This window comes from Herbiconiux gentiana, assembly GCF_024978135.1.
In the GTDB taxonomy this organism is placed as follows: Bacteria; Actinomycetota; Actinomycetes; order Actinomycetales; family Microbacteriaceae; genus Herbiconiux; species Herbiconiux gentiana.
This window is the reverse complement of record NZ_JANTEZ010000012.1, coordinates 33,154-44,928: the sequence shown is the minus strand read 5'-3', so window position 1 is coordinate 44,928 and position 11,775 is coordinate 33,154. Positions and strand designations below refer to the sequence as shown.

Annotated in this window: 13 protein-coding genes; 6 read left to right on the top strand and 7 right to left on the bottom strand. The window is 62.2% G+C overall.

Features of this window, described 5'->3' with window-relative positions; all coding sequences use genetic code 11:
• Window positions 1-700, bottom strand: a 700-nt coding sequence (locus NVV95_RS18000) for an FAD-dependent oxidoreductase (protein ID WP_259487961.1), incomplete at its 3' end; no start/stop codon positions are given.
• Between the two features lie 89 nt (window positions 701-789).
• Here NVV95_RS18000 and NVV95_RS17995 point away from each other — a divergent pair.
• Together NVV95_RS17995 and NVV95_RS17990 are read left to right on the top strand one after the other, a co-directional pair.
• The gene (locus tag NVV95_RS17995) at window positions 790-1,137 is read left to right on the top strand and encodes an ArsR/SmtB family transcription factor (RefSeq protein WP_259487960.1); all 348 of its coding nucleotides are present in this window, start codon (window positions 790-792) and stop codon (window positions 1,135-1,137) included.
• Window positions 1,134-1,652, top strand: a complete 519-nt coding sequence (locus NVV95_RS17990) for a GNAT family N-acetyltransferase (protein WP_259487959.1) — start codon at window positions 1,134-1,136, stop codon at window positions 1,650-1,652. Before NVV95_RS17995 ends, NVV95_RS17990 begins: the two co-directional genes overlap by 4 nt.
• A gap of 38 nt (window positions 1,653-1,690) precedes the next feature.
• Here NVV95_RS17990 and NVV95_RS17985 read toward each other — a convergent pair whose 3' ends face one another.
• Window positions 1,691-2,401: a hypothetical protein gene (locus NVV95_RS17985; RefSeq protein WP_259487958.1), complete on the bottom strand. Its 711-nt coding sequence runs from the start codon at window positions 2,399-2,401 to the stop codon at window positions 1,691-1,693.
• A 252-nt stretch (window positions 2,402-2,653) separates the two neighbouring features.
• Between NVV95_RS17985 and NVV95_RS17980 the strand changes: the two genes are divergently transcribed.
• From NVV95_RS17980 to NVV95_RS17965, 4 genes are all read left to right on the top strand, one after another.
• On the top strand, window positions 2,654-3,232 hold the full coding sequence (locus tag NVV95_RS17980; RefSeq protein ID WP_259487957.1) for a recombinase family protein: 579 nt from the start codon (window positions 2,654-2,656) through the stop codon (window positions 3,230-3,232).
• A gap of 262 nt (window positions 3,233-3,494) precedes the next feature.
• Window positions 3,495-4,766: a hypothetical protein gene (locus NVV95_RS17975; RefSeq protein ID WP_259487956.1), complete on the top strand. Its 1,272-nt coding sequence runs from the start codon at window positions 3,495-3,497 to the stop codon at window positions 4,764-4,766.
• The gene (locus NVV95_RS17970; protein ID WP_259487955.1) at window positions 4,766-5,302 is read left to right on the top strand and encodes a hypothetical protein; all 537 of its coding nucleotides are present in this window, start codon (window positions 4,766-4,768) and stop codon (window positions 5,300-5,302) included. The genes NVV95_RS17975 and NVV95_RS17970 overlap by 1 nt, the downstream gene beginning before the upstream one ends.
• A gap of 79 nt (window positions 5,303-5,381) precedes the next feature.
• Window positions 5,382-5,648 carry a hypothetical protein gene (locus NVV95_RS17965; RefSeq protein WP_259487954.1) on the top strand — a complete coding sequence of 89 codons (267 nt, stop codon included), beginning with the start codon at window positions 5,382-5,384 and terminating at the stop codon, window positions 5,646-5,648.
• Window positions 5,649-5,899: 251 nt separating this feature from the next.
• On the opposite strand, the gene NVV95_RS17960 is transcribed toward NVV95_RS17965, so the two are convergent.
• The 5 genes from NVV95_RS17960 to NVV95_RS17940 all read right to left on the bottom strand — a co-directional run bounded on the left by NVV95_RS17960 (window position 5,900) and on the right by NVV95_RS17940 (window position 11,657).
• Entirely contained in the window at window positions 5,900-7,246 is a 1,347-nt protein-coding gene (locus NVV95_RS17960; protein WP_259487953.1) for an ADP-ribosylglycohydrolase family protein, read from the bottom strand.
• Window positions 7,247-7,306: 60 nt separating this feature from the next.
• Complete coding sequence (locus NVV95_RS17955) at window positions 7,307-8,185, bottom strand: carbohydrate ABC transporter permease (protein WP_259487952.1); 879 nt, start codon at window positions 8,183-8,185, stop codon at window positions 7,307-7,309.
• A complete protein-coding gene (locus NVV95_RS17950; protein ID WP_259487951.1) occupies window positions 8,185-9,147 on the bottom strand; it encodes a carbohydrate ABC transporter permease in 963 nt (320 codons plus the stop codon). Before NVV95_RS17950 ends, NVV95_RS17955 begins: the two co-directional genes overlap by 1 nt.
• The gene (locus NVV95_RS17945) at window positions 9,144-10,529 is read right to left on the bottom strand and encodes an ABC transporter substrate-binding protein (protein WP_259487950.1); all 1,386 of its coding nucleotides are present in this window, start codon (window positions 10,527-10,529) and stop codon (window positions 9,144-9,146) included. The genes NVV95_RS17950 and NVV95_RS17945 overlap by 4 nt, the downstream gene beginning before the upstream one ends.
• 132 nt (window positions 10,530-10,661) lie before the next feature.
• Window positions 10,662-11,657, bottom strand: coding sequence for a LacI family DNA-binding transcriptional regulator (locus NVV95_RS17940; RefSeq protein ID WP_259487949.1), 996 nt, complete (start codon window positions 11,655-11,657; stop codon window positions 10,662-10,664).
• Window positions 11,658-11,775: the final 118 nt, after the last annotated feature.

The window sequence follows — 11,775 nt, the reverse complement described above, 5'->3', positions numbered from 1 at the left end:
TGCCGACCGTGCCGCGGCGCAGCACCCAGGTGACTTTCGTCGACGGGTCGCGGCGCGCGATCCGGCCGAGCGCGATCACGGCCGTCACGGCCGAGTGCCCAGACCCGACGACGACGCTGTGCTTGCCCTCATACTTCGAGCGGCTCCGGTAGTCCGGGATGCGGTACTCCAGCAGCTCCGCGGCCGCGCGCTCTCCGAGCGCCGGCAGGCCGTCGGCGCCGGCCGGGTTCGGAGCCGACCAGGTGCCGGAGGCGTCGATCACCGCGCGCGCATCGACCCGATACTCGGTGCCGTCAACGGCTACGACGTGCACGGTGAAAGGCTGCTCCGCGCGTCCTGCGTCGACCAGACGGTCACGGCCACGTCGAGAGACACCGACGACGCGCGCTCCGTAGCGCACGCGGTCACCCAGCGCGGTGGCGAGCGGGGCGAGGTAGCCGCTGATCCACTGCGCACCCGTCGGGTAGCCGGTCGTCGGCGCCTCCCAACCGGTGGGCTCGAGCAGCCGGGCCGCGGCCTTGTCGACCAGCTCGCCCCACTCCGAGAACAACCGCACATGCCCCCACTCGGACACCGCGGCCGCGGCGCTCTCGCCGGCCTCGAACACCAGCACCGGCTGGTCACGCTCGACCAGATGCGCCGCAGCCGCCAATCCCTGGGGGCCGGCACCGATCACGACGACGGGTAGCTCGTTCTGCACCGTCAACTCCTCACACATCGACAAACCTCAATGCATCGAGATTGGTCGATGCATCGACAGATGTCAATACGACGTGCGAGAATCGGACCATGACGATCGCCCTGCCCCTGCTGACCACGGATGCGGGCGCGTGCTGCACCCCCGTCACCGGCGGGGTACTCACCGCTGAGGAAGCCGAGCGCATCGCCCGCACCTTCAAGGCGCTCGGTGACCCGACCCGGGTGCGCCTGCTGTCACTGATCGCAGCGAGCGAAGGCAAGGAGGCATGCATCTGCGACCTCACCGAGCCCGTCGGCCTGTCCCAGCCCACCGTGTCGCACCACATGAAGCAGCTCGTCGACGCCGGCCTCGCCGTGCGCGAGCAGCGCGGCCGTTGGGCCTACTACCGGGTCGTCGACGACGCCCTCGACCGAGCGGCCCAAGCCCTCCGCCCATGACCGGCCCGTTGACCATCCGGCCGATGTCCGCCGCCGACTGGCCGGCCGTCGAGGCGATCTACCGAGCCGGGATCGCCACCGGCAACGCGACCTTCGAGGCAGAACCTCCGAGCTGGGAGCACTTCGACGCCGGCAAGCTCGACGTCGGCCGCCTAGTCACCATCGACAACACCGGAGCCGTGGTCGGGTGGGTTGCCGCTTCCCTCGTGTCGGCCCGACTGGTCTACCGGGGCGTGGTCGAGCACTCCGTGTATGTCGCCCCCGCGGTCGCCGGGCAGGGCGTCGGCCGGCAGCTCGTCGACGCGTTCATCAGCGCCGCAGAGTCCGCCGGCATCTGGACGATCCAGTCCAGCATCTTCCCCGAGAACACCGCCAGCCTCACCCTCCACGATCACGCCGGATTCCGCCGCATCGGAACACGTGAGCGCATTGCCTTGATGACCTACGGCCCCTGGGCCGGCCAGTGGCGAGACACCATCCTCATCGAGCGCCGGAGCATTGACGGCTCTTCGTAGGCTCCTCAGCGCTCCACAAACCAAAGAGGATTCGTGGGTCAGGAGAATCGGAAGTCGCGATAGCTACCGCGCACGTTGAACCGGCGCCCTTGCTTTCGACGCTCCAGGAACCCGGCAACCGTGTCGACGTCGTCGGGACGCATCTTGAGCTCTCGACACTTCGCCCGCACCTGCTCCACTGTCACCGGCACCCATCGCTCAGCGCAGTTCATCATGTCGGCCTTGAGCTTATCTTCCTCGTTCCACTTCAGACCCGAGTCATAACCCGCCGCCCATCGGGCAATGCTCTCGAGGATCTGCTCCACGTCGGCCGGCAGGGAATCCACACGAGCAGCCTCGACCGGCGCGGTCGCGGGCGCAATGATCTGTCCCGGAAGCAGCCGCACCGGCCTGGCATCCTCCACCCACTCGGCGCTCTCCTCGACACCCCACTCGATCACCACGAGAGCATCAGCCTGTACCCCCCACATCTCGTTCAGATGCTTCCGGCTCGGCCACGCATGAATCACGCGACGGCCCACCAGAGATCCGACCGACAAGCCCTTCCAGGTGAGATGACGCGTGCCCGGCAGCGCGACCACGCGGCGAAGGGAGTCACCGTCGAATTGCCTCTGCGGTGTCACCACGACGACAGGGCCACCCGGCTGCTCCAGCAGCCACCTGATCGCGCGGGCACTCTGTGCGTCCCTCGAGTCCGACGCCCCCACCTGCGAAACGGCCACAGGAAACGCATACTCGTCAGCAAACATGCCCACCATCTCTCACTCGATCGTGACCGGACCATACCGTTGGCATCCGACATTGACAGTCGTCGCCGCCCGGACACCCTCGACATGCATTCGGGTCTCGAAAAACAAAAGAATTCTGAGACACCCGGGGCGGGCACGGCCGGCCACTCCCCTTCCCCGGAATCTCGGCACCGCTCGGTGTCTCACAAAGTCATCTCATTCGCCTGCGTGTCTTAGGGCCGATCGAGAGGTTTTACGAGACATGATTGCGGCATGAGGCTTCTTGGCTACACACGTGTGAGCACCGCCGGCCAAGACCCGCAGCTCCAGATCGATTCACTCCTCTCTATAGGGGTGCAGAAACGTGACATCTTCGCCGACGTCACATCCGGCAGTAAGACGGCCGCATCACGTCCAGGGATGCAGCAGCTCCTCGAGTACGCGGAGGCCGGCGACACCGTTGTCGTCTGGCGCGTCGACCGGCTCGGCCGGTCTCTCATCGACGTACTCAACACCGTGAACGGGCTCCGCGACGCCGGCATCAACGTGAGATCCATCTCAGACGGAATCGACCCAGCGACGTCGACGGGCCGGCTGATGCTCAACATGCTCGCCACCTTGGCCGAGTACGAGCGCGAACTGATCGTCGAACGCGTCAACGCCGGCATCGCCGTCGCCCGAGAAGCCGGCACCCAATTCGGACGCCCCAAGTCCGACCCCGGTGTCGTCGGCGAGAAACTCGCGATCGTCGCCCAGGCACGATCAGCCGGCAAGACCGCGGCCGAGGCCGCGGAACTAGTCGGTTGGAGCCGCGCCACTCTCTACCGCCACCAAAGCGCGCAATCACGCTGACCGTGGCGTCCCGTGTCTCACAAGACTGCTCGACCACGTGGGCCGTCGCGGCAGGTTTAGGCACACAGCTGCGAGACGCGGCCGCCGCGCACTGGAACCGATCAGACGCTGTCCGCCAAGACATGCACAAGACGCCTCGCATCCCTAGAGTTGCGAGACCGCTGAGATCACTACGCGGCAATGTGTAGTTCGCCTTGAGTGCATCTGGAATGATGCGACGAGGCGAGGTCAGTGTGACCGACCGGATACCAAGGGGGAATGCATGACAGACGGCGTGGAAACTCTGGATACCAGATTGGTGGGGACTCTTGATCCCGGTGTCCAAGCGATGATCGAGGACTTCGTGGAAATGTGCAAACCCGTCGAGTCCTTACCAATTCTGGTGATGCGGGACAAAGCGACCGATGCAATTTTTGTCGAGGTACATCTCCTGGCCGACAGCCTGGTCCCGGCAGCGACGGTTGATGTTCCCCTTGATCCAGAAGACTCTGCTGATTACCGAGCCAATCGCGAGGTCGTCGAGGACCACGTGGCTTTCGCGAAGATGAAGGATGACGCTAAGAACGCCCGCGCATTTAGCAACTTAGTCTGCGAGTTCACGAGGGCGTTTAACGAGGACCATCCCCTAAAAATCATCGGCGGACAGCACCGATTTACCGCCATTCAGGAGGCCCTGGAAGGTGGCGTGAATGAGCATCACGGCGTGAAGCTGTATTTTGCGCTCGATAACGAGCAGCGCCTCGATGTGCAATTGATCTCAAACACGAATATTGCGGTTTCGACTGACTTATTCGATCGCATGACCGAGACGCTCGCAGGGCCGGAACTCCGCCAGTGGTGCCAGAAGGTTGGACTACTGAAAGACGGTGAAGACTTTGCCGATCGACGAGCACGTGGGAACCCAATAACCGTACGCGCTGCAAGAACTTTCATAATCAACTACTACCGAGGCACCGACATCGAACCAAAAAAATTTGACTCTTCGGCAACCACACCGGTGATTTTGAAGTCTGGAGTGCAGGTTGAGGAATGGACTGAATTGAAGCTGCAACGACCGACGCTGTGGGAGGACGCGAACTTGCAGCTGGCAGGTGCCGAGTTCTCGCAGTTAGTGGAAGCACAACGTAAACGCTTCACCACAGCCGCGGGCAAGCTGAAGCCAGGAGCCGCCGACTCGGCCGAGAAAGCGATGAACTACGCCGTTCTGAGCGCATGGGCATATGTGTCTGGCGTGTTGAGTAAGAACAAGACAAGACAGAAGCGTCATTTCGATTTGAGAACGGCCGAAGGGAAAGATCCACTCAACGCCGGTGCGCTAGCGAAGGGCCGACACAAGACCGACCCAGAAAACTACAGAGGGCTCGGATACCGGACGGATGCAAAAGAGCGCAGCCGCCTAGTCGAGTTGTTCTATTTGCAAGCCGAGGATGGCTCCAAAATCACACCCGCGATGGTTGATCTGGCCATCAAGAAGGCTGTAGCGAAAGAGGCGCTGCTCGAAGTATCTAAGGCATCCGAGAAGGCCAATCCCTGATGACGACTGAAGCGGATGCCTTCTCGATTCAACTTCTTGATGAGGCGAAGCGATTCATGGAGAAGGGCTCCGTGGGCTCGACTGACGAGCGAAACGCGTACCTTCACGCGGCGCTGATAGTCGGATTCAGTGCGCTTGAGTCGCACCTGAATGGCATCGCCGACGAGCTGTCCACTCGCCCTCAGACCAGCCTTCTTGACAACTCGCTACTCCTCGAAAGAGAGGTCAAGATCGATAAAGGAGAGTGGCAACTCGGAAGAGAGAAATTCTTTCGGCTAGAGGACCGAATCTCCTTTCTCATCGCTCAGTACGCCAAGCGGACTCCTTCAAGTTACGCATGGTGGTCGGATCTACTTTCAGGAATTAAAGAGCGCAACGCGCTAGTCCATCCGCGCGAGGTCGTTGTACTAACTCCCGCTGACGTGGAGCGGTTCCTGAGTGCGATCGTCGACTCCCTTAATGACCTCTACGTGGCAGTATTCGGAAAAGGCCACCCCTCATTCAAACGTGGCCTTCAATCGACCATGTCCTTTTGAAATCTCACCCTCGTTTCCTATCTAGCATTGGATGCCCTCAACGCCCCGAGTACGCACTCGGCGCGGTTAGGCTCAACATATGGGGGATCTAGACGACGCCAAGACTGCAAAAGTCCAACTGATGGACGGCAAGTGGGTGTTCGCGATTTTCGATGCATTCGGCACCAATCTCGCACAGTGGCTCGTGCCGCGTTTTGGACCAGATAACTTCTTCATGCCTTCGAGCTCCGGCGATCCTGCTGGCCTCGATTACGTCGGCCCGGTATTGGAAGAGCATGGTCTCCGTTACACGTCGTGGCAAGGGAATGCACGCGACGGATGGACGACGAGCCTCGATCACTTCTGAGCGCCCTCGTCGTCTCATATAGCCCCCGATCGCCGCGAGCCATTTCGGATCAGCGAAATGAGACGCGCCATCACGGCGTGTTCGCGACCCTCGAGGAGTGTCCGTCGAGCGATCCCCTATCGAGACAACCAAGATGCCGAAGTCTTGTGCCGCCGTACGTGAAATTCCGACTGTTACGAGACCACTAATTAAAGACGGAGGGTTTGAGGCCAGCGGCGTGCGCCGGTCTCAAACCCTCCGTTCGCTCTAGATCAGCTCAATTCCTCGATGAGTTTCAGGGTCCGGTCAACTTGCTCTTCCAGAACGATCTCCCCGTAGCCGAAGACAGCGCTCACTGTGCGGCCCTCGAGGGGTTCCACCCAGTGCGACGGAATGTTGTCGAACCCGTTGTAGATTCCTGCCCACGCCCCTGCCGAAGCGCCGATCGAGTCTGAGTCCAGTCCTGCCTGCACGGAGAGCGCCACCGTTCGAGTGAAGTCGCCCTCTCCCCAGAGGATTGCGGCCGCTAAGGCGCCGGCGTTGTTGATGGTGTGCACCCATCCCATGCCCTCGTAGCGCGCGTCGAGCGCGTCGGCAGCGCTCTCCCAGCTCTTGCCGGCGGTGAAGTCGTCGAGCACGCGACGGATTTCTTCCGCGAGCCTGGACCGTGCGGGGATGTGGAGAAGGGACTCACGCACAGAGGCCTCCGGCGAGTCCGCCGTGAATGCGGAGGAGATAAGTGCTGCAGCCCACATCTCGCCGTACACACCGTTGGCCCGGTGGCTGAGAATGGCGTCTCGGTGGGAAAACTCCGCCGCTCGGCGGGGGTCTCCGGGGAAGACGAAGCCGAAGATGTCGGCGCGGATCAGCGCACCGATCCACTCTCGGAACGGGTTCTGGAACTCTCCCGCATCGTCGAGGTCGACTTCGCGGACGAGGTTGTTGTACGTGGCTCGCTCGGCGGTGTAGGTCTGCTGCAGCGGGAGCCGCAGCAGCCACTCCCTCGCGACGTCGTAGGTGGTGAGGTCTTTCCCGTAGGTCTCGAGCAGGTGGAGCCCCAGAACCGTGTAGTCGATGTCGTCATCTCTCACGCCGCCCTTGATGCCACCGCGTGCGAGCTTCTGGATGTCCCAGCCGGGAGGGGCGAAGAATCCGTCTTCGGCGAGGTGGTCGAGGTCGATGGGGATGTAGTCCTCGATCGGGTACGACGACTTCGACTCCAGATACTTCTTCAGGATTGGGCGCTGGAAGCCGTGCTCGACCGGTTTGCCGAGCATGTTGCCGGCGACACGGCCGAACCACGCACCGCGCACCTTGTCTCGCAGCACGTCTCCCCGAGGCGGCTGGCTGGCCTGCGCGGGAGGCAGCTCGTCGACGATGGACTCCAATGAGGACTCTTCGAAGTAGGGCCACCCCGCGGGAGGGCTGAGTGGGATATCAGCGTAGATCTCGCGGAGTGTGGAATCGTCGGCGCCGGTCGCGCTCAGACCCTCGAACCGGGCGCGAAGCTCGGAGACGTCGTGCCCGAGCTCTTCCGCCTGGGTGAGTTCGGTGAAGACGAGGCCGAACGGTTCTTGCGACATCCCCATCTCGCGTTCGAGATCAGAAATGTACTCCATGGGTTCTCCTTAGGTTCAGCAAGCCGACCGGCCTGCGGTATGGAATGAAACTTGGGTGGATTAGCCCTTTGTGCCGGAGCTGGCGAGGCCGGCGACGAACTGTCGCTGCATGAAGAGGAACAGGATGATGAGCGGCACGACGATGATCACTGACGCCGCGTTGATGAGATTGAACAGCTGCGTCTGCCCCTGGCTGAAGTTCAGGAACGTCGTCGAGATCGGCAGCAGCGCAGGGTCGAGGATGAACGTCACAGCGAACTGGAGTTCTCCGTACGCGGCCAGACCGACAACGAGACCGACGGTGAGCAAGCCCGGCCAGGTGAGCGGCAGAATGACCCGGCTCGCCACCTGCAGCTCGTTTGCCCCATCCAATCGGGCAGCCTCATCCAGTTCTTTTGGGATGTTGACCAGGAAGGTACGGAGCAGGAGCACCGCGAACGGTGTGTTCAAGGCGATGTAGATGATGATCAGGCCCTGCAGCGTGTTGACGAGCCCGAGCTTCACCCAGAGGAAGAAGAGCGGAACGATGAACGACTGCACCGGCAGGGAGATGATCACAAACAGGTAGGTCTGGAACCCGCCCTTGAACGGGAGATCCAACCTCGCCATTGCGTAGGCGGCCAGTCCTGCGCAGATCCACGTTCCGATGACTGTGAAGAACACAATAATCGCGGTGTTAAGAAGTCCCTGTCCGATCCCGCCGCGCTCCCACGCCTCCGCGAAATTGCTCCACTGAGGATTGAGAGGGGGGCCGATCGGGTTCATGGCCAGTTCCGCCGAGCTCTTCAGTGCGTTGAAGAACATCACCACGATGGGGAATGCCGCGATGACGGCGAACAGGACGAGGACGATGTAGGCAACCGGGGTGCGTCCTGAGCCGCCTGGCCGCGGGTCGGCGGCGCCAGCCTTCTGGAATCGTCGCAGTGATGACGTCGACATCAGCTCTCCTCTTTACGTCGTAGGTAGGTGATGACGCCGATCACGACACCGGAGATCAAGGTCAGGGTGAGGGCCAAAGTGGTGCCATAGCCCGCCTCGCGCCCCACGATTGATGTCCGGTTGATGAGCAACGCCGCGACGTCGCTCGCCCCGGCCGGGCCTCCGCCAGTGAGGATGCGCGGCATGTCGTAGACGAGCAGTCCTGCAATCACTGCGAAGCTGACCGAGAAGACGATCATGGGTCGGATGCCCGGGATGACGACGTGCCAGAACTCGCCCCAAACGCCGACGCCATCCAGGCGCGCCGCTTCGATGAGCGCCGGGTCGACGGTCTTGATCGCGGCGTAGAAAAAGACCATCGAGAAGCCCAGGAAGCTCCACACATGCACGCCGATTACGGTCGGCAGAGCGAGCTCCTGTGAGCCGAGGAAGTAGACGTCGTTGAGCCAGGTGATTCCGACGGCGTCGAGCGCCGCCGCGATACCGGTGTCCGGACTCAGCAGATTTCGCCAGATCTGTGCAACGACGACGCTGATGAGCAGGAACGGAATGAAGTAGATCGCACGGAAGACGGTCGATCCTCGGCGAACACGCGTCAGCAGAAAAGCGCCGAGGAGTCCGAGCGAGGTCGGAACGATCACCAACACGATGAGGTAGATGGCGTTGTTGCGCATCGTCGACCAGAACGCGGCATCGGTGAGCATCCGCTGCCAGTTATCGAGCCCGACGAACTCCGGTGGGCTGATGCCGTTCCAGTCCGTGAAGGAGTAGCCGATGCTGCTCACCGCGGGTCCGCCGATCACCAGAAGGTTCACTGCAATGGCGGGGAGGAAGAACAACAGGGCCACACGCCGCGATCTTCTCTGGAGGAGGCTTCTACGGGGCCGGCGCCGCCGCCGGCCAGAGACTTGCAGGTCGCTGGCCGGCGCAGCTCCGGTGGAGGCGTAGCTGGTGTCGATCATCGGGCGTCTGTCGTCCAGACGGAGGGCACATTTCCTGCCGCGATATCCTCCTGGGAGGCGCTCTCGAGGCCCCCACAGAAGTCGGCCGGCGTCATGTCATCCGTGATGAGTTTCTCGGTGTTTGTAACGACGAAGGCCTCCGACTTGGGTCCAAAGGACGTGTATGTGACGTAGCCGACCATGTTCTCGGCGGAGGCTTCATTGATCTGGGTGTAGTGCTCCACGATTCGAGGGTCAACGTTGGCGGGTACCTGAGCCGGGTCGAAGTCGATCGGAAGGGGGGTCGCGCCATCAACCCCTGCTGCCACGGACGCCCATGCTGCGTTGTCGTTGGTGTACTGCCACGCGAGGAACGATTCTGTCGGCCCCGTGTCACTGAGCTGGGCGTTCACGGAGGAGGTTCCGCCGACAGCGAGGGGGAACACATTCGCCGGTACGTCATCACTCAGGGGCGGAAGGGGCACCCAGTCCCACTCGGAGGTGTTCCCGTCGGCGCCGAAGTACGCCGGAAGCTGGGTGAAGTCGTAGCTGCCCGAGATGAGCATTCCCGCGGCGCCGCTGGCGAAGTCTTGGTAAACCGCGCCGAAGCCCTTGGTGAAGTATTCTTCAGAACTTCCACCGATCCACCCCTTATCGAAGTAGTCGACCATCGTGGCGGCGGAGTCCACGCACGGTTTGTCGGCCCATGACGCCTCGCCGAGCAGCGCGTCATGGATGTATCCCGGCCCGGCGACCTGATTAAGCAGCGCAGAGAGTGTGATTTCAACGACTGCACGGTAATCGGCGTTCCCTCCCGCGAACGGGATGATTCCCTCGTCTTCCATTTGGCCGGCAAGCGTCTCCAGTGAGGCGCGGTCGGTCGGTGGCTGCCATCCGTGCTCGTCGAAGAGAGTCTTGTTGTAGAACAGAACCAGCGATTCATAGGCGGACGGAAGTGCCACGATCTTTCCGTCCACGGTTCCCGCTTCCAGAGCCCAGGGGAAGATCTTCTTATCCAGACCCTCTTTGGTGACGAGGTCGGTGAGGTCCGCGAGGTAGCCGGCTTCCGCATAAGGCCCCACCGTGGACGGACCTGCAGCTCCGACGATGCTCGGCCCCTGGCCGGCAGCCAACGCAGTGCGCTGTTTCTCGGCGACCGCATCGGCCGGCATGAACGTGATCTTCAATTCCGAATCGGGGTGCGTCTTCGTGAAGCCATCGAATGAGGCCCTAATGGTTGCTTCCTGAGCCTGATCCGGGGGCGCCGCGGCCCACAGCTCGATGACTCCGGCACCGGATGACGAGCTGCCGGAGCAGCCCGCGAGGATGAGTGGCACAGCGACGAATGCTGCGGCGGTGAGGGCGATGCGGCGGCCTCGCCGGCGGGTTGTGCGGGTGAACATGAATGCTCCTTTGCTTTCAGTGCTGAGCTTGGTTGATGTCGGGATGGGCTATCTGGGCATGCGACCGCTACACCCGCGGGCGTTGACCCGGGGTGATAGTCGTCCTCAACGATGGCTACCTCTGAGGCGGCCTCAAGCGGACTCGCGTAAGACGAGCGAGGTGGGCAGAATGCGGGTCATGTAGGGAGCAGCGGCTCCGCGCCCGATGCGCTCGAGCAGGAGTTCAGCGCATGTTGCACCAGTCAGGCTTGCCGGGTTGGTAATGGTGGTCAGTTGCGGAGTGACAAGGGCCGCCGTTTCGATGTCGTCGAACCCGATGACCGCCAAGTCGCGCGGGATGCTGATGCCCAACGCCCGAGCGGCATCCATGACACCGATAGCGATGAGATCGTTGGCGCACATGATCGCAGCTGGCCGCCGATCCCCATGAAGAAGAGACATCGCTGCGGCGAAACCGCCCTCACGAGTGAACGGAGTGTGTGCGACCCATTCATCTTGGACATTCATACCGAGGGCATTAGCTGCACCGAGGAATGCGACCAGTCGATACATCCCGTTGCCCTCCGGGCCATCGACGAATCCGAGATCGCGAACGCCACGGTCATGGAGATACTTCACCGCTTCGCCGAGACCCACAGAGTCCGCAGTGACGACAAGATCCGTTTCGGTGTGACCAGTTAGACCACCAACGACCACGACAGGCAGATCCGGTCCGACGATCCTGCGCACGTCGGCAGTGGTGGTTGCAAGAGAATGCATGACGATGCCATCGACACGTCGCGCGACCATCTCCTGAAGCGCCGCACGCTCTCCCTCCGGATCTCCGTCGGTGTTGGTGATCAGCGTCATGAAGCCGACATCGTTGACCCCGTCGAGAAGAGCCCGCGCCGAAGCCGGGTAGTACGGGTTGGCGATATCCGGAACGATCAAAGCAAGAGTCTGCGTGCGCTGCATCCGCAGGCTCGTCGCCAGCCGATCGGGCCGGTAGTCCAATCGTTCAACAGCATCCATGATCCGGGCACGTGTCGCCGGGGCCACTGGGCGGCGGCCGCTCAGGGCATGCGAAACGGTGGTCTGGCTCACTCCCGCTTCAGCCGCGACATCAGCGATCCGTCGAGAAGAGACCATCAGATGCTCCTTTGCAAATCGGTTTGTGTTCGTGGCTGCGGACAACGATGCTCGGCATTCCGAGGGCTGTCAAGGGCAATGGCAGTGCAAACGGGAGTTTGGGTTTTGCATGTCGTTT